The 20,367-nt window shown below is 41.1% G+C and carries 22 protein-coding genes; 11 read left to right on the top strand and 11 right to left on the bottom strand.

The genetic code is table 11. The annotated features are described in order from the left end of the window. Nucleotides 1–3: 3 nt before the first annotated feature. The 5 genes from V5804_RS00975 to V5804_RS00955 form a co-directional block, all read right to left on the bottom strand. On the bottom strand, nt 4–375 hold the full coding sequence (locus V5804_RS00975) for a hypothetical protein (protein ID WP_369589504.1): 372 nt from the start codon (nt 373–375) through the stop codon (nt 4–6). Next, nucleotides 372–1,256 carry a formate dehydrogenase accessory sulfurtransferase FdhD gene (gene fdhD / locus V5804_RS00970; protein ID WP_369589503.1) on the bottom strand — a complete coding sequence of 295 codons (885 nt, stop codon included), beginning with the start codon at nt 1,254–1,256 and terminating at the stop codon, nt 372–374. Before fdhD ends, V5804_RS00975 begins: the two co-directional genes overlap by 4 nt. Nucleotides 1,257–1,617: 361 nt before the next feature. Further along, on the bottom strand, nt 1,618–2,607 hold the full coding sequence (locus tag V5804_RS00965; RefSeq protein ID WP_369589502.1) for a type IX secretion system membrane protein PorP/SprF: 990 nt from the start codon (nt 2,605–2,607) through the stop codon (nt 1,618–1,620). Between the two features lie 52 nt (nt 2,608–2,659). Continuing rightward, nucleotides 2,660–3,898, bottom strand: a complete 1,239-nt coding sequence (locus V5804_RS00960) for a gliding motility-associated C-terminal domain-containing protein (protein ID WP_369589501.1) — start codon at nt 3,896–3,898, stop codon at nt 2,660–2,662. Between the two features lie 36 nt (nt 3,899–3,934). After that, entirely contained in the window at nt 3,935–4,630 is a 696-nt protein-coding gene (locus V5804_RS00955; RefSeq protein WP_369589500.1) for a hypothetical protein, read from the bottom strand. 1,130 nt (nt 4,631–5,760) lie between these two features. On the opposite strand from V5804_RS00955, the gene V5804_RS00950 reads away from it, so the two are divergent. From V5804_RS00950 to V5804_RS00940, 3 genes are all read left to right on the top strand, one after another. Beyond that, the gene (locus V5804_RS00950) at nt 5,761–6,528 is read left to right on the top strand and encodes a dienelactone hydrolase family protein (RefSeq protein ID WP_369589499.1); all 768 of its coding nucleotides are present in this window, start codon (nt 5,761–5,763) and stop codon (nt 6,526–6,528) included. A 198-nt stretch (nt 6,529–6,726) separates the two neighbouring features. Continuing rightward, on the top strand, nt 6,727–7,146 hold the full coding sequence (locus V5804_RS00945) for a MerC domain-containing protein (protein ID WP_369589498.1): 420 nt from the start codon (nt 6,727–6,729) through the stop codon (nt 7,144–7,146). 72 nt (nt 7,147–7,218) lie between these two features. After that, nucleotides 7,219–7,644 carry a Fur family transcriptional regulator gene (locus V5804_RS00940; protein ID WP_369589497.1) on the top strand — a complete coding sequence of 142 codons (426 nt, stop codon included), beginning with the start codon at nt 7,219–7,221 and terminating at the stop codon, nt 7,642–7,644. 73 nt (nt 7,645–7,717) lie between these two features. Here V5804_RS00940 and V5804_RS00935 read toward each other — a convergent pair whose 3' ends face one another. Together V5804_RS00935 and V5804_RS00930 are read right to left on the bottom strand one after the other, a co-directional pair. Then, nucleotides 7,718–10,291 carry a TonB-dependent receptor gene (locus V5804_RS00935; protein ID WP_369589496.1) on the bottom strand — a complete coding sequence of 858 codons (2,574 nt, stop codon included), beginning with the start codon at nt 10,289–10,291 and terminating at the stop codon, nt 7,718–7,720. Nucleotides 10,292–10,754: 463 nt separating this feature from the next. Next, nucleotides 10,755–11,096, bottom strand: a complete 342-nt coding sequence (locus tag V5804_RS00930; protein WP_369589495.1) for a winged helix-turn-helix domain-containing protein — start codon at nt 11,094–11,096, stop codon at nt 10,755–10,757. Between the two features lie 227 nt (nt 11,097–11,323). Between V5804_RS00930 and V5804_RS00925 the strand changes: the two genes are divergently transcribed. Beyond that, nucleotides 11,324–11,746: a DUF983 domain-containing protein gene (locus V5804_RS00925; protein ID WP_369589494.1), complete on the top strand. Its 423-nt coding sequence runs from the start codon at nt 11,324–11,326 to the stop codon at nt 11,744–11,746. Nucleotides 11,747–11,870: 124 nt separating this feature from the next. Here the strand turns inward: V5804_RS00925 and V5804_RS00920 are convergent, their stop codons facing one another. Then, nucleotides 11,871–12,548: a DUF1080 domain-containing protein gene (locus tag V5804_RS00920; protein WP_369589493.1), complete on the bottom strand. Its 678-nt coding sequence runs from the start codon at nt 12,546–12,548 to the stop codon at nt 11,871–11,873. 218 nt (nt 12,549–12,766) lie between these two features. Here V5804_RS00920 and V5804_RS00915 point away from each other — a divergent pair, with 218 nt between their 5' ends. The 6 genes from V5804_RS00915 (at nt 12,767) to V5804_RS00890 (ending at nt 16,536) form a co-directional block, all read left to right on the top strand. Continuing rightward, a complete protein-coding gene (locus V5804_RS00915; RefSeq protein ID WP_369589492.1) occupies nt 12,767–14,122 on the top strand; it encodes a sensor histidine kinase in 1,356 nt (451 codons plus the stop codon). A gap of 44 nt (nt 14,123–14,166) precedes the next feature. After that, entirely contained in the window at nt 14,167–14,376 is a 210-nt protein-coding gene (locus V5804_RS00910; protein ID WP_369589491.1) for a hypothetical protein, read from the top strand. 3 nt (nt 14,377–14,379) lie between these two features. Then, nucleotides 14,380–14,802: a putative toxin-antitoxin system toxin component, PIN family gene (locus tag V5804_RS00905; RefSeq protein WP_369589490.1), complete on the top strand. Its 423-nt coding sequence runs from the start codon at nt 14,380–14,382 to the stop codon at nt 14,800–14,802. 148 nt (nt 14,803–14,950) lie between these two features. Continuing rightward, nucleotides 14,951–15,103 carry a hypothetical protein gene (locus V5804_RS00900; RefSeq protein ID WP_369589489.1) on the top strand — a complete coding sequence of 51 codons (153 nt, stop codon included), beginning with the start codon at nt 14,951–14,953 and terminating at the stop codon, nt 15,101–15,103. A gap of 15 nt (nt 15,104–15,118) precedes the next feature. Further along, nucleotides 15,119–15,493 (top strand): response regulator, encoded by a 375-nt coding sequence (locus V5804_RS00895; RefSeq protein WP_369589488.1) that lies wholly within the window; start codon nt 15,119–15,121, stop codon nt 15,491–15,493. Further along, complete coding sequence (locus V5804_RS00890) at nt 15,493–16,536, top strand: adenylate/guanylate cyclase domain-containing protein (protein ID WP_369589487.1); 1,044 nt, start codon at nt 15,493–15,495, stop codon at nt 16,534–16,536. Before V5804_RS00895 ends, V5804_RS00890 begins: the two co-directional genes overlap by 1 nt. Before the next feature lie 2 nt (nt 16,537–16,538). On the opposite strand, the gene V5804_RS00885 is transcribed toward V5804_RS00890, so the two are convergent. The 3 genes from V5804_RS00885 to V5804_RS00875 all read right to left on the bottom strand — a co-directional run bounded on the left by V5804_RS00885 (nt 16,539) and on the right by V5804_RS00875 (nt 19,534). Continuing rightward, nucleotides 16,539–17,408 carry a YitT family protein gene (locus tag V5804_RS00885; protein WP_369589486.1) on the bottom strand — a complete coding sequence of 290 codons (870 nt, stop codon included), beginning with the start codon at nt 17,406–17,408 and terminating at the stop codon, nt 16,539–16,541. After that, nucleotides 17,409–17,996, bottom strand: coding sequence for an HD domain-containing protein (locus tag V5804_RS00880; protein ID WP_369589485.1), 588 nt, complete (start codon nt 17,994–17,996; stop codon nt 17,409–17,411). A gap of 185 nt (nt 17,997–18,181) precedes the next feature. Beyond that, entirely contained in the window at nt 18,182–19,534 is a 1,353-nt protein-coding gene (locus V5804_RS00875) for an APC family permease (RefSeq protein ID WP_369589484.1), read from the bottom strand. 270 nt (nt 19,535–19,804) lie between these two features. Here V5804_RS00875 and V5804_RS00870 point away from each other — a divergent pair, with 270 nt between their 5' ends. Then, complete coding sequence (locus V5804_RS00870; protein WP_369589483.1) at nt 19,805–20,362, top strand: sugar O-acetyltransferase; 558 nt, start codon at nt 19,805–19,807, stop codon at nt 20,360–20,362. Nucleotides 20,363–20,367: the final 5 nt, after the last annotated feature.

Here is a 20,367-nt window from a genome sequence, read left to right as displayed (position 1 = left end):
ATATCAACAGTTTTTTTCTGGATGGTCAAAGTAGTCTGTCTGGTCTTCGTTCACCTCATTATCGGTGCATTTAAAATCTTTCTCGATCAGTAAAGAAAGCGTTTTGTTTTCGTCAATAAACAAATGATTGCTGAAGCCAACCACCTCTGTGTTCACCCAATCTTCTACCATTTGATTTGGAACGAATATGGTCAATTTATTGCCGGTAAAAGAAGCATCGAGCGTTTTGCCTTCAAACAACCGTTGGATGGCATAACAAAAAGTGTTTGTTGCAAATTCTGTTTTCTCCTCCAGGTAACCTTGTTTTCCAAGAAAATCTATTTCTGATTTTGAAAGCCGAAAGCGTATGGAATTGCCTCTGATCCGTATTTTCATTTTAATAAAGTACTTAATTGTTCTGATCGATGAATTAACTGAGTATTTGTGTTGATTCTTTCTGCACCGCAGTAAATATTAAACTTTTCCCCTCTTAAAAAACCAATCAGCGTAATGCCCGCATCGGCTGCCATTTGTACCGCCAAACCGGATGGCGCACCAACTGCCGCAACAACTTTGATACCAGCCATATAAGCTTTTTGGATGAGTTCAAAACTTGCACGTCCGCTTAATAACAGCAGATATTGATTTAGCGGGAACAAACCCTGCTGCAACGTTGCACCAATCAATTTGTCAAGCGCGTTGTGCCGACCAACATCTTCCCGGGCTATCAGTAATTTTCCGTTTGCATCAAACAAAGCGCAACCGTGCAAGCCGCCGGTTTTGCCAAATATCGTTTGATTTTGCCGAAGCAGATCGGGCAATTGATAAATTTTTTCTGCAGAAAATTGGATTTCGCTTGATACAAATTCCGGCAAACGGCATACTGTTTTTACCGCATCAATTGATGATTTCCCGCAAACGCCGCAACTGGAAGTGGTATAAAAATTTCGTTCCAATTTGCTCATGTCCAAATCTAAACCATCCAACAGTTCAACCTTGACCACGTTTTCGTGCAAACCGTTGCAATGTTTGATGGAACTGATTTGCGCTGCGTTTTCGATAATGCCTTCGGTAAACAAAAAACCGATGGCCAATTCAAAATCGTTTCCCGGCGTGCGCATCGTTACCGAAATACTTTTTTGTGTTCTGTTGGAAGAAGCACCGTAACCAAGGCGGATTTCTAAAGGTTCTTCGGCAGCTAAAAAATCTTCAGTGTTGATGATACTGTTTTTATCAACCTTAATTATGGTAAGCGGCGTAACGGAAGTTTTCGGCATAAAATTGTCTGGCTTGGAATACCAACAAGATTAAGCAGGTTATAGTTTGCTGCGGAATAAAATTGAAGTGAAATATTTGTTACGGTAAAAGAAGTATAGCTTGTGTAAAAGATATTTGATTTGAAAAACACTGTTTGCTCTATTTCTATAAAAGCCTGTTTAAATTTCTACAAGAAAATGTTAATGCTTCTTTTACCATATAAAATTTGGTATTTGGATTTGCGTAAACAAACCCAAAACCAGGTACATACCAATTTTTAGGTGGTAAAAGAAGTATGGAAACTTTGACGAGTAAATCTTAAACCAGATCCAAATAAATGTAATCACAAGTATAGAAAACCCGCAATGCTTCTTTTACCGCCTAAAAATAGCTGCTTGTTGCAAAGTTTTGCGTAGCTTTTTTGCTGAGGTAGATGCCCAACGACAGTTCGTGCGAGCCGTTGCCAAAACCGCTGAAGGTGGACATGGAATAATCAAACGCGTAGCCAATGCGCAATTTGCTGGTTGCAAAAAACTCAACTTGTGCAACTACCGCGTTTGCGGTTTGAAAACTGTTATTGTATGAATTTGAAAGCAGTTTTAAATTGCTGCGGTAAGTTCCGCCTATCCAAAATTTATCGCCCAAAATTAAAAAGGTGTTCAAATCCAAACTGGTAGCCGAACCGCTGGCATTTTTCAACAAAAACGAAGGTTTGATTTTGGCCTCATCATTCAAATAAAACATTGTGCCGGCAGTTAAATAAAAGTGTGGCTGCGGAACGGGGACGTTCAAACTTTTATCGCGGTTAAGGTATTTCGCCACTAAGTTATCTGCAGAAAAACCGGCAAAAAAACTTTCGCTTGTATATAAAACACCGGCGCGGGCATCGGGCAAAAGTGTGCTTTGGGTTCCAACAGGCACAACATTGTCCCCGCTTTGCCCGGCATTCAACATAAAACCGTTAATAGCAGATTGCACAAAACCAACGCCCAGGCCAAACGCGAGGTGATTGGTGCCGCGGTCGCCCATTTGCAAGCGGTAAGCATAATTGCCATAAGCGGCCAGGCTGCTTTGGGCACCTAATTTATCGTTTGCCAGCAGCAGGCCCAAACCCACTTTTTCGTCGTTTACCGTTCCGTCGGCAGCAATTGATAAACTTTGCGGCGCGCCGGCAACGCCCGTCCACTGCGAACGGTAAAAGCTGTGCAAATAAAAATCTTCTTTGGCACCGGCAGCGGCCGGGTTGATGTATAAACCGTTGAATATATACTGGCTGAATTGTGCGTTTTGCTGTGCCTTTGCGTGGATACAGTTTATCAGCAAGAAAATAAATGCAATAATTTTTACAGACTTAAAACTGCTGACCTTCATAATTTACGCTTTAAGCGTTGTACGTTTTGCCCGAAAGAGAGGTTGTATATAATTAAATTGATGACCGCAGCAAAGTGATATAACCTTTATACTCTTCCTGCCCGCCTTTGCTGTTTTTAACTTTTAGGCTGTAGAAGTAAGTGCCTTCGTCCAGCTTGTCGCCGGTCCAGTTGTTTTTGTAATTTTTGGCCTGATAAACGCTTGCGCCCCAACGGTTAACCACCACCAATTCGTTTTCCTGGTATTGGTCGAGGTCGGCAATGGTAAAGTTATCGTTTTTGCCGTCGCCGTTTGGCGTAAACACATTTGGGATATTGATGCCGGAGATATCTTTGTAATCAACAGATGTGTTATTGGCCGGGTTGCTGTCCTGCTCGGCAGATACTACTTTTACCGTATTTTTTATGGCACCGTGCCGGGTGGCAATGGCCGAAAAACGAAGTTCGGTATAAGCATTTGCTTTCAATTGATCCATTTTCCAGGTCAGCAAACGGGTGTTGGGGTCATAAGTAGCTTTACCATCAACCGAATTATTTATGGCCACAAAATCTAATGCTGCCGGTAAAGTATCGGTTACACTTACCTGGTTTGCCGTTGATTTACTTTGGTTTTTAACCGTTAACGTATATTCAAAAGGCTGGTTCGCGGTTACTTGTTTATTGTTAGAACCGACAACGATAGCCAGGTCAACCGGCGTGTTTGCAACTTCAGTTGGCTTTAATTGAACTTTTGGCTTAACAATTAACGTTTGTTGCGCCATTATATCATTTCCGCAACTGCTGTGGCCTGGTATTGTGGCCGTAATAATTACCTGGCCGGTGCCAATTATGGTAACCATATTCTTTTTATCAATACTGACAACTCCGGCCGGAGAAACTGTATAAGTGATTGGCTTTTTTGAATCTGCCATTAATAAAAACGGGGCATCGCCGAAAGTTTTGTTAGGCAATGGGTTAAAAGTGATGGAGCTTGAAAAAGACTGTACCACAACTTGTATCTCATCAGAAACATCCGAAGCACAAGACTGCTGGTTAAAAGCAATTACTTTATAATTTCCGGCATTGTTGGTGTAGTAAGTTTTGCTGGTGGCACCGGCAATTACCTGTCCGTTGTTGTACCATTGGTAGGCTGCCGCATTAGTGCTTGTTGCATTTAAAACAGCATAAGTCCCCTGGCAAATAGTTACCGCCTGGCTTGGTGGTGGCGTAGCTGCGGCCGCAAAATTGTTTACAAAAACAACAATTGTAACAAGGAAGCAGGAAATAAAGTAAGGCAATCTGATCGGTTTCATAGCTTGTAAGTTGCGTGCTTCTTTTACCGCCTTAAATTATTGGCCTACAGAAATTGCAGGTTTGGTTGGAACAGGTATCATGTTGATTACCTGCATGGCCGTACCTCCAAAATTGGAATTTAAAGCATAGGAAACCTTTACGCCGTAAGTGTTGTTGCCTGAAGTTCCGGTTGGTGTGGTGTAAGTTGCCGCTGTAGCCCCGTTAATGGTTGTTCCGTTCAAAGTCCATTGATACAGATACGAATAGTTGCTGTTGCCTGCATTGGCAGTTAAAGTAGAAGTACTGGTGCCGTTAGAGCAAATGGTGCCGCTGCTGGCTGCAATAGTTGGGTTTAAGGCAGGTAATACATACACTTTAAAAGGGTCAGAAATATCAGATGTACATTGGTTAGAATTGCTCATGACCAACTGATAAATGTAATAACCGGCTCCAGTTGTAGTTTCGCTTAATGTATTGTCTGTACCATCTTTTACCAGGCGTTTAGTACCTGTATTGTCCAATTTGTACCATTGATACCTTACATCCGTAGCGGTTGTGGCGGTTGAACCTATTTTTAAGGATATCACGCCGCCGGAAGCCAAAACCTGTGCGACAGCAGAACTGGTGCTTGGCGGGGTTGAACTGTTGTCGCTTGGGCCATTTAACGCGACCACTTGTGCGTTTGCCCGGTTCGTAATAAACAGGCCGATAAAACAAAAAGAGATGAGCGTATTAAGTAATTTTGATTTCATATATAATTTAATTAAATATTTTAAAGTATCTGATAGAGAAGTTGGTTCCTATTATGGTTAAGTTGTAATTGCCCTGTTGTTGAAACCTAATGCTTTAAATATTGGAGGGGAATTAAAACCAGGAAACCGACACGATTTTCAGTTCTTTTATTGTCTGAAATTTGAAACACTTTGTATTGTATTTTAGCCACAATTTTAATTTTGCAGCCTTGTACGGTACTGAAAGTTGAAGGGTTATTTTTTGAAAAACCAAGTATTTTAATCAATACTTAATAAGAATAAACTTGTAAAATAGATATGTTTAAACAAGTTGAAGAAGTTTCTACACTTATAACTATCGTTTAGCAAAACAATAAGATTTCAACCCACAAAATAATTTGTATAGCTTAAAGCACGAATAGGATAAAATCATATTTTGAAGCCATTGCTATGCTTAATTTTATGGAAACAAGATTTTTAAGTGCTAAAAACTTTTTGGACGTTTTTTAAAAAATTGAACAAATAATATTTTTAACAAATAAACAATTCCAAGTTGTTGTAAAATCAAAAACCTGCCTCAAGCCTAACTTTAGCTTTAAAATTTTTCAGGCTTGATTGAAAAAACACAACTACTGTAAATAATTTATCTAAATCATTCGTAATCAACGATTAAAAAATAAATTTATAATATTTTAAGGCGAGTACGTTTTATAATAAAAAGCAAAAATTATTGCCTGTTATTCTACTGCCTATCAATATTATTATTTGCAAATAAAAAATTTTAGGTTTCTATTAACTTTGATTTTACCGGCAAAATTTGATAAAATTGCCATTCTGCTTGCCCAGGCATTATTTTGATCATTTGTATAAAAACAAGTAATATTTCAATACTTATTATTAAGCTTTTTTTAGCGTTCCGGGCAGTATTTTATAAACTATATTAAAGTACATACCTGAATACAATGTCCCGTTTCTTTGATCATGATATTTACTACTTGTAAAATTTGTAAGGCGTTAATAGCAAAACAGTTATATTTTTAAATTACAACCTGGCAAAACTTTTTATAGAACTATCTATCCTTAACAAAAAACATAATGCTTCTTTTACCGATTTGTATTGATAAAAGAAGTATCAAATAATATTGCAGCACATGAAAAAATTAGTACAGTTCCTTTTTGCATTTACGTTGGCCCTGCCTTTGGCCAATGCACAATTAAAACCGGTAAACTATCAGGATGGAAACCAAAAGTTGTCTGGTTTTGAAATCAAGCCCGAAAACAGCAGCAGAAAAAAGGCCGGTATTTTAGTCCTTCCGGCTTGGATGGGCATTGATGCACACGCCAAAGAAACGGCCGAAAAACTGGCCAAATTGGGCTATTATGCTTTTGTGGCCGATATTTATGGCGTCGGCAATTATCCAAAAAGCCCTGCCGAGGCCGGAAAACTGGCCGGCTTTTACAAAAAAGATTTCAAGGCCTACCAGCACCGCATTGAGTTGGCCATGCAACAACTGGTAAAATCAGGCGCCGATCCTTCCCGTATTGCTGCAATTGGCTTTTGTTTTGGCGGATCAGGTGTACTTGAAATGGCACGTGCCAATTTCCCGGTCCGTGGCGTAGTTTCTTTTCATGGCGGGTTAGGCAGGGACGCCAGTAGGCCGATAGAACAGATTAAACCGAAAGTTTTGGTTTGCCATGGTGCCGATGACCCGAACGAACCGCAGGCAGAAGTATTGGCTTTTCAGCAGGAAATGCGCGATGCCAAAGCCGACTGGCAGATGATTTTTTACGGCAATGCGGTGCATTCTTTTACCGACCCACATGCCGGAAACGATAATGCCAAAGGTGCTGCTTATAATGAACTGGCCGACAAACGTTCGTGGGAACACATGAAACTGTTTTTGAACGAAATATTGTAGAAAAAACAATTGTAATAGTTCTATTTCCAAAAACATCAAAAGATTTGAAATCCCTTCAAAGCTTTAATGTTTTTATGCCGATAAAAGAAGCATGCTTCTTTTATCGGCATTTTTTCTTTAACTATTTTCAGTCCCACTCGTTTTTCTGGTTCAAATTAATTTTCTACTTTTGAAAAAGCAACTTAGTTGCAACACAAAATGAAGAATTTAAAATCCAACCAAACCCTGGACAAAGTAGGGATTACGGCTTCCGTGCTTTGCGCCATTCATTGTGCCTTTTTTCCTGTTTTATTAACCCTACTCCCACTGCTTGGGATTGGGTTTTTGGTAAAAGGATGGGCAGAAACAGCAATGGTTTTGTTTTCGCTGCTGATAGCCGGCGTATCAATCCTGTCCGCTTACAAACTTCACCAAAACGCTTTACCGCTGGTTTTGCTGGCTACCGGCTTTGCCATCATTGCTGTTGTCCATTTGTTCCTTCCCGAAAACCTGGAACCGTTTATTTTGCCTTTTGGCGGCTTGTCCATCGCCTTTGCCCATTATTTAAACCTCAACTATAAAGGCAAATGTTCTGTTAAGCATCATTATACAGCACAAATTGTAAACCGTACAAAATGAAAAACCAACAAAACTTATGACTTGATCAATGACGAATTTTAACCGGTAAAAGAAGTATTAAATTTGTTGGACATGAATGATGAATTTAACGAACTGCTGCAAAAGCATCAGCTTAAAAAAACGGCACCGAGGATCAGCGTTTTATCTGTTCTCAAATCCAGGGAAATGGCCACTTCGCAACCGGAACTGGAAGAAATTATAGGCAAACAGGTTGACCGGGTTACGCTGTACCGCATTTTAAGCACGTTTGAAGAAAAAGGGATTATCCACAAAGTTTTGGGTTTGGACGGGACCGCCAACTACGCTTTTTGCTCTGCTTCCTGTACAGAACATGAACACCACGATGAACATGTCCATTTTAATTGCACCGTTTGCAAACATATTTTTTGCCTTCCCGATTCACAAATCCCTGTCGTTAACCTGCCAAAAGGGTTTAAGGTAAATAGTTTAAATATATCAGCATTAGGTATTTGTGATAAATGCACACTTGCAAACTGATTGGTTTTGATTTGTTTTTTTTCAAGTTCTAATAAAGTAGATGCTTCTTTTAGCACTACTTTTTCAGTCTGCATTATAACTGATAAGTAAGCGTGGTATAATACAAACCACCAACAGAAGGGCCGCCGAGGTACGAGTAATAATAATGGTTCAATAAATTACTGGCGCCAACTTTAAAATTTAAAGTTTTGATGATATTGTAATTCACTTGCGCATCCACCGTTCCGTAGCTTTTCACGTTGCCATTTACCAAAAATGTTTGCGAATAATAACTGCTTTGCCATTTATAACCCACATTGAAACCCAAACTTCGGTAAACGTTTGTTCCGCCAAAAGCAACGTTGGTGATCCATCGCGGCGTATTGAAGCCATCTTCCAAACCATCGTTATTATCGGTTCGCTGTAGTTTGGCGTAAGAAGCATTTCCCGAAAAAACAACCCGCTGCAAAAACCGGTACGACAAACCCAAACTTCCGCCATAATTGTAAACCGTGCTGCGCGAATTCGTCCAAACCCGGTAGCGCGACTGCTTGTTTTTATCGTTTAAATTGATGGCGATTGAATCCGGATTGGAAGTATTTGGCGTGCTCATTTCTACCTGTGCAATAAAGTTGTCGTATTTATTGTAGTAAAAATCCAAATCCAGTTTTAGTTTTTGGTCGAAAAACAAAGACTTGTAGCCCATTTCAAACGAGTTGATATGTTCGGGTTTGATGTAATCGTAATAGTTTTTCACCAGCAAACCTTTTTCTTTTGCGATAGCGGCGTTGGTGGAAATGCCCTGGTTAAAATCATTTTTAACGGCTGCCTGAAACGCATCAATCGAACTTTTCAGATAAGAATTTTCTAAAACGCCGTTCGAAACAATGCGCAAACCGCCGATCCGTTTTACGCCGCCACTGTTTACGTTAGAAAAAGCTTCAAAAATACTGGGGAAACGGTAACCGCTTTGAAAAGAAACCCGAAAATTTTGTTCTTCCACAGGAGAAAAAACGGCTGTAAAACGCGGGTTAAATTTGAGGTCGAAGTAATCATTCCGATCGGCACGAAGTGTTGCCGTAAGCCGAAGCTTGCTGTCCAACAAATCTTTTCCGGCCTGAATAAAGCCGCCGGTTTTTCCATAGGTAAAAACAGCATTCGGTTTGCTTTTATTAGGGTTGACGAAATAATTGCCGTCCGGGTCAATGATGTAATCGCGGTGGTCAAATCCCGTGAGGAAATCAAAACCAGTAGATTTTTTAAAATCAGCAGAAATAGCTTTGGAAACATCAACCTGGCCTTCTACATGCAACATCTGATCATTTACACGCAATGCAGAACCAATGTCCCAATTATTAACATTGGCAAGTGCTGATAATTTATTGTTAAAAGCAGCAGTTCCGGGTTGCAACCTTCCCTGATCTGCAAATTGCCTGGCTGCAATTAATGCTTGCTGTGTCGTTGTTCCGCTTACTGCTAAAGCTTTATTAAATCCGGTTGTAAAATCACCGTACCAAACATTGTCAGGCTTAAAAGCTTTATCTTCATTTTCTGCTGCCGAACGCAAGTTGTAAGATTTACCTGTGTTTTCTGTCGTAAGATAAGCCCTGAACTGATAAATTGGATTCTTCAGCTCCAAAGCATGTTGCTGCAAAATATAATTTTTAAGCTGAAAGCGGTTGGCACGCTGATAAATGTTGTTAATATCGGCAAAACGGTAAGTATAAATTAAATTAGTTTGATCATCCAATTTATAAACCAAACCCAAATCGGCCTTGATGTTTTGCAGGTTGTATGTTGTTACTTCCTTTTCGTAATAACCCGTCCGCGCAACCACATATTGCTTTCCACCTAAAGTAACTGTTTTACGGTCAGAAGATTCATTGCCGTAACCACTTGTCGGGTCATAGCCCGGATTATTTACGCCGCCGGGAATTCCAACTGCAACATTTGCGGCAGCATTTAGATCAGTTCGGTCATCAGCAATCCAATCATAACCTTTTGTAAATGTTCCGTTTAATTTGAATGCAAACCTTTTGGATATTTTTTCTGCAATTCTAAAACTGGTTTCTGAATATAATTTTGCCGAAGTTTCAGCATCGTTAACATGATTGATTCCGGTTTTTTGCTGAACAGTAATTCCGGTACTGGTAAAAGGGTTTTTGGTGATAAAATTAGCCAATCCGTTTATCGCATTTAAACCGTAAAGTGCAGAAGCCGTACCGGGGATAATTTCTACATGTTCAATATCCAGGTCGCTTGGCCCCATTGTATTTCCAATTGGTGCGCCGATGTGCGGTGCCTGGTTATCAATTCCATCAACTAATTGTGTAAAACGAACGTTGGTAGTGTTTGCAAAACCGCGCGTATTGATGATACGGAAACCCAGGCTTGGCGTAATCATTTGCACGCCTTTTACGTTTTCGAGCGCATCAAAAAAAGAAGGTGCGGCAGAAAGCTTAAAAGCGGAAGTATCTACCCTTTCGATGCTGACCGGCGAACGCAAAATGTTTTCGCTGGCGCGGGAAGCCGAAACAACAACTTCGTGCAGCGTCCTGTTTTTGTTGAGCAGTGTATCGCTTTTTGGCTCCACGTGCTTCTTTTGCTGGGCAAAAACTGTTGAACCAGAAATAAGAAGGAAAATAACAGAAGTAAGTTTTGTATTCATATAGCATCGTTATATTTTTGTAAACATAACGAAAATCAAAATCGTTTTCAGAATCTGTTTAAATATTGTTCAAATATTTTCCATGCTTCTTTTACCACCTAAAAATTGTTGTTCTCTTATAATTTTTGTTTTGGAAGTTGTTTAAACTTAATTCCGGATGCTTCTTTTACCACCTAAAAATGAAAAGACACACCCCTTGCCCCTCTCAAGAGGGGAACCTGCAAACGACACCTTTCCAAACGTTAGAAAGATAGCAAGCCATGCTTCCCCTCTCGAGAGGGGTTAGGGGTGTGTACTTTAATAAGCGTTTGTAAATAAACGATGTAGCAAATAATAAAAGTTTAAACAAGTTTCTGGCATAAAACCTAAACACCAAATTTATGGGCATAAAAGAAGCATTATAAATTTCAGGATAAAATTTAAACCGGTACTGGAGAATCAAAAAAACCAGCAAAAGAAGCGGTTAGAATTCAGGCTGGTTCTCCTTCAAAAAATCGTGAAACAGTTTTTGGCAGGAACGAAAAAGCGCAACCGCTTTCAGCCCGTTTTCCGTTATTATCGTGTTTCCGCCGCCTTTGCCGCCGCGCTGCGCCATAATTACCGGCCCGCCCAACTGTTCGTTCATGTGTTTGATCATGTCCCAGGCCTGCTTGTAAGACATTTTCATCTGCAAAGCCGCCTGCCGCAACGAGCCGGATTGTTGGATGCGTTCCAGCAGTTCTACCCTGCCCGAACCTAAAACCGGCCCGTCATCAGTTTCCAGCCAGATACGGCCGGTTAGTTTTAATTGTTTTTTTTCAGGCATGATCAGCAGCAAATCTCAGACAAAAAAATTGGAAACAACAATTCTTAAGCATACTGTTTTTAGCAGGGTAAAATCAGGGAAAAAAATGGATGGTTTAAATTGGATACAAGTTTCGCCTCCATTTAAAATTGTATTAAAACTAATTTTTGTGCAGAAGCAAATTAAACAACTGTTGGTATTATTGCATTAACTATTCAGTTTGTTATCTCAACCAAAATAAAACAACAATGGAAAAAGTTTCCAAAGCCTATGCCATGCTTCATGCCAAATGCCCGCGCTGCCGCAAAGGCAATTTGTTCAGCCACAGCATGTACGGTTTCCACATCCAAAAGATGTACAAAACCTGCCCGTACTGCGGCTTTTTGTTTGAGCAGGAACCAGGCTATTTTTATGTAGCAATGTATGCCAGTTACGCATTGAACGTGGCCGAAATCGTGGCAACCGTAATTGCAGTTTATACATTTACCGGCAACACCACATCGCCCTGGCTATACATTGGGATTATTTTTGTAGTTTCATTTTTATTGTCGCCTTTTAATTTCAGGTATTCCAGGGTGATGCTTTTGTACTGGCTCACGCCGAGGCAGGTAAAATACCAGCCGGACATCAAACCAATTGCAGAACGGAACCAAAACGAGGCACCGCATTAAACCCAAAAGGCAACAATTTTATGCCCATAAAAGAAGCATCCCGAAAAGTAAATTTTCGGGATGCTTCTTTTTAGATTAATGCGAAAGGTTAGGTTTTTTTAGAAAACCCGGCATCCAAAAAAACTCAAAGTTCTGTGATGCTGATGTTTTTGTACGATACCTGCCCGCCGTGGTCTTGCAAAGCAATGTGCCCTTTTGGATATTTGGCAAAATTTTTCCAGTTTTTAAACTTGCTGTTGTTGACCAGTGTTTCCCACTCCGGGCTGCCCATTTGGGTTTCAACAATCTTTACATTATTGAGGTAAAAAGTTAAGTGGCCATTTTCCTTGCGTATTTTGGCCTTGTTCCACTCGCCTGCCGGTTTTGCCACATCTTGCGATGGCGCTTTCAGATCGTATAACGAGCCGGCCAGGTGGTTCGCTTTTTTATTGTCGTCGGCATTTTTATTGTCCAAAACCTGCATCTCAATCCCGGTATCGTAAGTAGAACGGAAAGCCGGGTCTTCATGCACATCAAAAATAACGCCGCTGTTTCCGCCTTCGGCAATCTTCCAATCCAAAGAAAGTTCAAAGTTTTCGTATTCCTGGTCGGTTACCAAATCGCCCTGGCCTTCTGCTTTTGGGTCGAGCTGAAGCGCGCCGTCTACCACTTGCCACGCTGCCCCGGCCGTAGGTTTTAAATAAGTATGCCAGCCGTCGGTATTTTTACCGTTAAATAAGACCTGGCGTTTGTGTTTTTTTTGGGCGTTGGCACCAGGCGTTAAAGTGCCAACAATCATCAGGGATAAAAGAAGTTTTTTCATGGTAATTTGGTTTAGGGTTCTGCGGGCTAATTTGCTGTTTTTTTCTTTCGGATTAAAATTTGTTCAACTATAAAAATCAGCCTTTGTTATTGAGACTGCAAAAGTTGGAATAGTTCTATGATTGATGATCATTTTTTTACCAACAGATATGCTTATTTTGCACATGCTTCTTTTAGGGCAATAAAATAAGTACTTGCTAAATTTCAATTTTTTTTTCGATGGATATTACTTCTTTCCTGATTGCGCTTTTCCTGGTCCGCAGTATCCGCAGCACTTTGAAAAGTTTTCCACACCCGCTAAAGTGGGACCAATGGGTGAAAGGCGGAATGACCTTTATTGTTTTTTTGCTGGTTGCCGAAATGTTTGCCCATAAAGAACATTATGTTGATTGGGTTTGGATTGCAACGCTGCTAACCTTGGTTTATATCGTATATCAAGAAAAAGAGCTGCATTCGCTACGGCCGTTCAGCCTCACCATTCTGCCTTACATCGGAGTGATGTTTGTTAAAGATTTGATTCGTTTAATTAATGTAGATGCAATCAACAAATGGTCAGATTACGTGCAAACGGCACAAGTTTTTGCCGGAATCTGGATTTTTGCAAGCTGGTTTACCGCAAACCGTCAGCAAAAAGCGTTGGAAAAAGAACGCGTACAACGGCGCCAGGAAGAAGAACTGAACAAACAAATTGCCGCACGCAAAGTGGAACTGGAAGTTTTGGTGCAGGAACGGACGGCTGCCCTGTCTCAGCAAAAAGAAGAATTGCAACAGGCGCTGGCCGATTTGCGCACCACGCAAGACCAGTTGATCCAATCCGAAAAGCTGGCTTCTCTGGGCGAACTGACGGCGGGAATTGCGCACGAAATCCAAAACCCCTTAAATTTCGTCAACAATTTCTCCGAAGTCAGCATCGAACTTTTAGAGGAAATGGAAGAAGAACTGCAAAAAGGTGCCATAAAAGAAGCATTGGAGATTTCGGCAGACATCAAGCAAAACCTGCAAAAGATTTACCACCATGGCAAACGCGCCGACGGCATTGTGAAAGGCATGCTGCAACATTCGCGCAACAACAGCGGCGAGCGGCAACTGACTGACATCAACATTCTGGCTGATGAATACTTGCGTTTGAGTTACCACGGTTTGCGCGCGAAAGACAAATCGTTCAATGCTACGTTGACTACGCATTTTCAGGAAAATTTGCCGAAAGTAAATATCGTTCCCCAGGATATTGGCCGCGTTTTGTTGAACCTTTTTAACAACGCTTTTTACGCCGTTCAGCAAAAGCAAAAAACGGCCGGGCCGGATTATAAACCGGAAGTCCGGGTTGATACTTCTTTTACCGGTACTTTTTTGGTGATCAAAGTAAAAGACAACGGAATTGGAATCCCGGAAGCGGTAAAAGATAAAATTTTACAGCCTTTTTTCACCACAAAACCAACGGGCGAAGGAACGGGATTGGGATTAAGTTTGAGTTATGATATTGTAGTGAAAGGGCATGGCGGGAGGATTGAAGTGGAAAGTGAAAAAGGAAAAGGTTCAGAGTTTTTGATCGCGTTGCCGTTGAACAAAATGTAGTTTGAACCAAAAAACAAATTAGAATAGTTTTAGTATCTTTAACTATGAGTGAATTAAAATTTCCGCTAACCAATGCACAGGTTGAATTGATGAAGCTGTACAGTACCAATCTTTCTAACCAGGATTTGGAAGAGCTTAAAAACCTGCTGGCCAAATTTTACGCGGACAAAGCAATTGCACAATCAAACCAAATTTGGGACGAAAAAGGTTTGACCGATGCGGACATGGAAACTTGGTTAAACCAAAAATCATAGACTTTGCTTGCCGTAATTGATACAAATGTGTTGTTGGTTTCTGTTTCGGGCAGATCTAAGTTTCATTGGTTGTATCAGGCAATCATAGAAAAAAAGATCAATATTGCTTTTTCTAACGAGATATTGACCGAATACGAAGAACAATTTACTTCTCATTGGAATGCCGAAGTTGCATCAAATGTAATTCGTTCTTTGATTGAACTTTCAACTGCACGATTAACAGTTGCTTATTTTAATCTCCGGCTAATTACAAATGATGAAGACGATGATAAATTTGTTGATTGCGCTTTTGCAGCTAATGCTGATTATATTGTAACAAATGATCGCGACTTTGATGTTTTAAAAAGCATTGACTTTCCTTACATTGAAGTTGTAAATATTGATGAATTTAAAGATTTACTGATTAAAGAAGGGATTATTAAATAAAGCCACTTAGCAAAAGCAGAAAACCGGATCGAATTAAACAGTAATTTTACTCACACGAAAGCAATTAAAACAACTGCACATTTTGACGGAACAGAGGAACTTAAAATCGATAACTTGCCCAATTTAAAAAAACCAAAATGTTAAGGTATTGATATTGGTTGAAGAAAACGAGCAAAACGACTGGTATCAATTTTCTGCTGATGGTTTAAGTACGGCTTATAGTGAAGACGAACCTGAATATACTTTGAATTTGATTAAAGAACCAAACTCCAATTATAAATCAACTGCAAATAATGAATGAAGGCAAAATAATTATATGAAAGTATTAGTCGTAGATGACGAAGCCGATGTGCAGCCCCTGTTTACCCAGCGTTTCCGTAAGGAAATCAAAAACGGCGAGATCGAATTTAGTTTTGCGCTTTCAGGCGAGGAAGCATTGAGCTATTTGCACCAGCATGATTCGGAAATTGTTTTGATCCTGTCCGACATCAACATGCCGGGCATGAGCGGTTTGGATTTACTAAAACAGATCAGGCAGGAACACGATTCGGCACCGCCCTATGTGATGATGATTACGGCTTACGGCGACGAGGAAAACCACAACCAGGCGATGCAAAACGGGGCGAACGATTTTTTGACCAAACCGGTTGATTTTAACAGTTTAAAAGAAAAACTCAAGCGTTTTGAATAATGGCTAAAATTTTAGTGGTAGATGATGAAGCGGATTTGGAACTGCTGGTGAAACAAAAATTCCGTCGCAAGATCAGGGAAAATGTTTACGAGTTTGTATTTGCTCAAAACGGTGAAGAAGCGTTGGAGAAATTGGGGCAACACCCGGATTTGGATATAATTTTAAGTGACATCAACATGCCGGTAATGGACGGTTTAACCTTGCTCACCAAACTTTCCAAAGCAAACCCAACCATCAAAGCCGTTATGGTTTCGGCTTATGGCGATATGCAAAATATCCGCACGGCCATGAACCGTGGCGCTTACGATTTCGTTGTTAAACCGGTTGATTTTGAGGATCTCGACCTCACGATGGAAAAAACCATCCGGCATGTGCGGCAGTTGCAGCAAACGTTACGCGCCATCAAAGAGAACAACATTTTGAAGATGTACGTGGATGAAAACGTAATCAACTTTATGACGCACAAGGAGTTTGAAAACAACCTGATGCGGAACGAAGTACAGGAAGCTACTGTGATGTTTGTGGATATTTGCGAATTTACTGCTATTACCGAGCATTTCCCGGCAAATACCGTGGTCAATTTATTGAATTTGTTGTTTGACAAAATCGTAAAAGAAATTATCGGGCAGGAAGGCCACGTTGATAAATTTATTGGCGATGCCGTGATGGCTGTTTTTAAAGGCGAAAACCATTTGCAGTGCGCTTTGGATGCAGCTTTGTCCATCAAAAACCAAATTAAAACGAGCGAAAAAATAACAGGGACGGGCAAAACTTTTAAACCGGAAATTTCAATCGGCATCAATTCAGGTGAAATGGTTTCCGGCAATATTGGTTCGGTTTCTTTAAAACGTTTGGATTATACGGTGATTGGCGATTCGGTTAATACCGCGCAACGCCTGCAATCGGCAGCAAAACCCGGACAGATTTTAATTAACGAGCAGGTTTTTATGCAGGTAAAAGAAGCATACCAGTTTCAAAAAATTGGAGAAGTGATGCTAAAAAACAAAGCCCTTCCGGCAATCGTGTACGAAGTTTTAGCTTGAACTTAATGCCTCGCCCGTCGTTTTAAAACGCCGCCTGCCGCTTCTTTGATCACGCTTGTAAATACAAAAGCTTTCGGATCAATATCGTGGACTAAGTTTTTTAAACGGCGCAGTTCCAAACGGGTTACTACGGTAAAAACAATGTCAACAGGCTGGCTCACATCAAAACTTTCCTTTAAAAAACCCCGTTCGCCTTTGTAAATTGTAATTCCCCGGCCCAAGCCCATCACTAAACGCTCTTTCACTTGCTCGCTTTGTCCGGAAATAATGGTTACGCCGGTGTATTCTTCCAAACCTTCGATTACAAAGTTGATCGCCCTTGAAGCGGTGTAGTATGTTAAAATAGAGTACAAAGCAGTAGGCAGTCCCAATTTGATCGCCGCAACCAGGAAGATCACAATATTGATCCCCAAAATTATTTCGCTGATGGTAAAGCTGATGCGCTTGCCCGTATAAAGCGCCAACACTTCTATTCCATCCAGCGCGCATCCGCCACGGATGGCCAGCCCCACGCCTATCCCCATAAAAACACCGCCAAAAATAGAAACCAGCAATTTATCGGAAGTAATTTGCGGGTACGGGATAAAATGCAGGCAAAGCGCCAAACCGGCAACAGCAGCAAAAGTGCGGAAAGCAAAATTGCGGTTCACCTGAAAAGCGCCCATGATGATAAACGGAATATTGGCCAGGATAATCACGTAAGCAATATTAACGTGGTACAACTCGTGGATCAGCAGCGAAATGCCGGTTACGCCGCCATCAAAAAACTGGTTGGGCACCAAAAAACTACGAAGCGCAAAACCGCAGAACAAAATTCCGGCTAAAGTATAAATGGTGTCAATAATCCAATGCGGTATGTATAAGTTTCTCATTCAGTGGTCGTTATTTAATTTGGCTTTGATTTGCTCCAGGTGTTCCAGCTTTTTTGCCTGCCGCAATTGCAAAGCCGTTTTGGTAAAATAATGGTGGCTTTCCAAAAAACCCACCTGCAGTTCGTCCCATTGGCGTGCTGTTTTTATCGTGCCAAAATCAACAAGCTCTTTAAAAAGCTGGTTGCCAATGGTAAAAAAATCATCGCGGCCTAAATAGTCTAAATCGGCATCGGCCAGTATTTCTTCCAGATGGTTTTTTGGAGATTGCGGGATTTTAGTTGCCATGATCATTCCGCAAATCTGTTCAATTTCGTTTGGCTGATAATCAAACCCGGGCAAAGTTTCGCGTGCAATGCGGCATGATTCCTCTTCGTGGTTTTTTGCGCCTTTTAAAAATCCAGAATCATGGAACCATGCAGCCGTCAGCAGCAGTTTCATGTCATCGGCAGAAATATTTTCTGCCGTGCCAATTTTTTCTGCCGCAGCATATACATCCAAAACGTGCTCCACACAATGGTAAAAAAGTTGCGGGGACAATTCGTTATTTAACTTTTGTATGATGAAATCTCCGGCACTTTTAAATTGCATGGATTAGGTTGAATTTTGAAATCTAAAGATATTGAAATCTACGGGTTTTAATGGCGATACTTCTTTTATCGGGTAAAATTAAGTGTAAAATCTATTTTTAGATAGTTGCTTTCGATAGAAATTTTAATTCAATTTAACCAAAAACCATCAACAGAAACAACGAAAAAAGGGCGGTAAAAGAAGCATCAGTTAGATTGGGTTTCGGCATTAAACGGCCATTCTTTGTTCAGTTTTGCTTTGATAAAATATACAACCGCACCCGTAACAATCGCTACCAAACCTCCGGCAACCATTGTTGTTCCGGTTGAAATTAAAATCCCGGCCCACATTAAAATGGCCAGATAAACCGGCCACGGGAAAAAAGGCATTTTGTACGGAAAATCGTTCGCGCTCCTCACCTTTCTCAGCAAAATCAAACCAACAGACTGCGCGATAAACTGGATCAAAATGCGCATGGCCAGTATAGCACTGATCACATCACTCAACTTAAACAACAGGCTGAAAACAAAAGCAATTCCGCCCAAAAACAATAACGAAACGTAAGGGAATTTTCCGGTGGGATGCAATCTGGCAAACACTTTAAAAAACGCGCCATCGGCAGCGGCTGCATAAGGGATACGGCTGTAGCCCAAAGTGGCCGAAAAAACGGAAGCGAAAGCAACCACCAAAACCAAACAGGTAACCACTTTTGCCGCGGTTGGCCCGGCCAATTGCTGCATAAAAACACTAATCACAAACTGACTGTCTTTCGCCACATGCCACGGGATTACGCTGACCACGCTCACGTTCATCATCAAATACAAAACCGCGATGCCGGCGATGGAAAGGAACATGCTGCGCGGTATATTTTTCGACGGGTTGATAATTTCGCCGCCTAAATGGCAAACATTGTAATAACCCAAATAGCTGTACACACTTTTTACGCTAGCAAAACCAATGGCCGTAACAAAAGCATAATTTAAGGTGATGCCGTTGTTTACATCACGGATAGGCTGCAAAAAGTTGCCGTGCGCCAGTCCGCCGCCAATAATCCAAAACAACGTTAAAATAACTGCGCCCCAAAGCAACACGCTGATTTTGCCGATGTCTTCGATCTTTCGATACAACAAAGCCACAATGCAAATTACAATTCCGCCGCTCATCATTTTAGATTCTATCGGCGTGAGCGGCAGCAAATAGGAAAAATAAGCCGCAAAACCGATGGCCGCCGAAGCAATCACCAAAGGTGCCTGGATCATGGTTTGCCACACAAACAGAAAACTCATCAGCCTACCCAAACCGTTTTTGCCGTAAGTTTCTTTTAAAAAATTGTAGGAACCGCCAGCCATCGGGAAAGCGGCGCCCAGCTCGCTCCAAACCATGGCATCTACCATTGATAATACGGCACCCGCCAGCCAGGCATACAAAAAGTACGGGCCGTTCATCATGCTGATGACCATGGGCAAGGTGATGAACGGGCCGATGCCAACCATGTCTGTCATGTTAATAGCGGTGGCTTGCAACAGGCCGAGCCGCCTTTCCTGCTTTATTTCAGCCATGATTGTTGGTATTTCATTCAGTTACAGCTTTTGGTTTTTATTTGATAAGGTTAATTAATGGTCGGGCAAATTAGGTATTTATTCTTTAATCGCTGGTTTGTTGGCCCAAATCAATTTATTTGTGCTGAAGTTAAATTTTGATATTGATTTGTTTAGATTGATCCTTTTGTGTTTTTTAAAATGCTTCTTTTACCTGCCTAAAATCATTGGGTCTCCATCCGTTTAGCTAAATTCATTGATTAACTTCGAAAATAAATTAAACTAAAACCGATGAAAACAGAAAAAGAAAAAATGCTGTCGGGAGAATATTATTTGGCCAACGACGAATTGCTGGTTGAGGAGCGGACACGGTGCAAGCAATTGCTCAAAAAGTTGAACGTGGAAGAATTTGTGGCAACCGACAAAGCAAAAGCAATTTTGGCGCAGCTCATCCCAAATGCGGGCAGCAATTTGTACATCGAGCCGCCTTTTCATTGTGATTATGGTTACAATTTGATTTGCGGCGAAAACGTGTATTTCAACGTCAATTGTGTGGTGCTGGATGTGATGCCGGTAACGCTGGGCAACCATGTTTTTTGCGCGCCGGGCGTACAAATTTATACGGCAACACATCCGCTGGAAGCTGTTTTAAGGCGGACAAAAGAAAATGCAAAACCGGTAACCATTGGCGATGATTGCTGGATTGGCGGCGGCGCGATTATTTGCCCGGGCGTAACCATTGGCAACCGTTGCGTTATCGGTGCTGGCACCGTGGTTACCAAAGATATTCCGGACGATTCGCTTGCTGTGGGCAACCCGGCAAAAGTTATCCGCAAACTCAATTCCTAAAATTG

It is taken from the genome of Mucilaginibacter sp. (assembly GCF_041088075.1).
Lineage (GTDB): Bacteria > Bacteroidota > Bacteroidia > Sphingobacteriales > Sphingobacteriaceae > Mucilaginibacter_A.
This window is presented reverse-complemented; position numbering and strand designations above follow the sequence as displayed.

Excerpts from the sequence above, each read along its gene's own strand:
- V5804_RS00975 (WP_369589504.1), bottom strand. The coding sequence starts at position 375 with ATGAAAATACGGATCAGAGGCAATTCCATACGCTTTCGGCTTTCAAAA.
- fdhD (WP_369589503.1), bottom strand. The coding sequence starts at position 1,256 with ATGCCGAAAACTTCCGTTACGCCGCTTACCATAATTAAGGTTGATAAA.
- V5804_RS00965 (WP_369589502.1), bottom strand. The coding sequence starts at position 2,607 with ATGAAGGTCAGCAGTTTTAAGTCTGTAAAAATTATTGCATTTATTTTC.
- V5804_RS00960 (WP_369589501.1), bottom strand. The coding sequence starts at position 3,898 with ATGAAACCGATCAGATTGCCTTACTTTATTTCCTGCTTCCTTGTTACA.
- V5804_RS00955 (WP_369589500.1), bottom strand. The coding sequence starts at position 4,630 with ATGAAATCAAAATTACTTAATACGCTCATCTCTTTTTGTTTTATCGGC.
- V5804_RS00950 (WP_369589499.1), top strand. The coding sequence starts at position 5,761 with ATGAAAAAATTAGTACAGTTCCTTTTTGCATTTACGTTGGCCCTGCCT.
- V5804_RS00945 (WP_369589498.1), top strand. The coding sequence starts at position 6,727 with ATGAAGAATTTAAAATCCAACCAAACCCTGGACAAAGTAGGGATTACG.
- V5804_RS00940 (WP_369589497.1), top strand. The coding sequence starts at position 7,219 with ATGAATGATGAATTTAACGAACTGCTGCAAAAGCATCAGCTTAAAAAA.
- V5804_RS00935 (WP_369589496.1), bottom strand. The coding sequence starts at position 10,291 with ATGAATACAAAACTTACTTCTGTTATTTTCCTTCTTATTTCTGGTTCA.
- V5804_RS00930 (WP_369589495.1), bottom strand. The coding sequence starts at position 11,096 with ATGCCTGAAAAAAAACAATTAAAACTAACCGGCCGTATCTGGCTGGAA.
- V5804_RS00925 (WP_369589494.1), top strand. The coding sequence starts at position 11,324 with ATGGAAAAAGTTTCCAAAGCCTATGCCATGCTTCATGCCAAATGCCCG.
- V5804_RS00920 (WP_369589493.1), bottom strand. The coding sequence starts at position 12,548 with ATGAAAAAACTTCTTTTATCCCTGATGATTGTTGGCACTTTAACGCCT.
- V5804_RS00915 (WP_369589492.1), top strand. The coding sequence starts at position 12,767 with ATGGATATTACTTCTTTCCTGATTGCGCTTTTCCTGGTCCGCAGTATC.
- V5804_RS00910 (WP_369589491.1), top strand. The coding sequence starts at position 14,167 with ATGAGTGAATTAAAATTTCCGCTAACCAATGCACAGGTTGAATTGATG.
- V5804_RS00895 (WP_369589488.1), top strand. The coding sequence starts at position 15,119 with ATGAAAGTATTAGTCGTAGATGACGAAGCCGATGTGCAGCCCCTGTTT.
- V5804_RS00890 (WP_369589487.1), top strand. The coding sequence starts at position 15,493 with ATGGCTAAAATTTTAGTGGTAGATGATGAAGCGGATTTGGAACTGCTG.
- V5804_RS00885 (WP_369589486.1), bottom strand. The coding sequence starts at position 17,408 with ATGAGAAACTTATACATACCGCATTGGATTATTGACACCATTTATACT.
- V5804_RS00880 (WP_369589485.1), bottom strand. The coding sequence starts at position 17,996 with ATGCAATTTAAAAGTGCCGGAGATTTCATCATACAAAAGTTAAATAAC.
- V5804_RS00875 (WP_369589484.1), bottom strand. The coding sequence starts at position 19,534 with ATGGCTGAAATAAAGCAGGAAAGGCGGCTCGGCCTGTTGCAAGCCACC.
- V5804_RS00870 (WP_369589483.1), top strand. The coding sequence starts at position 19,805 with ATGAAAACAGAAAAAGAAAAAATGCTGTCGGGAGAATATTATTTGGCC.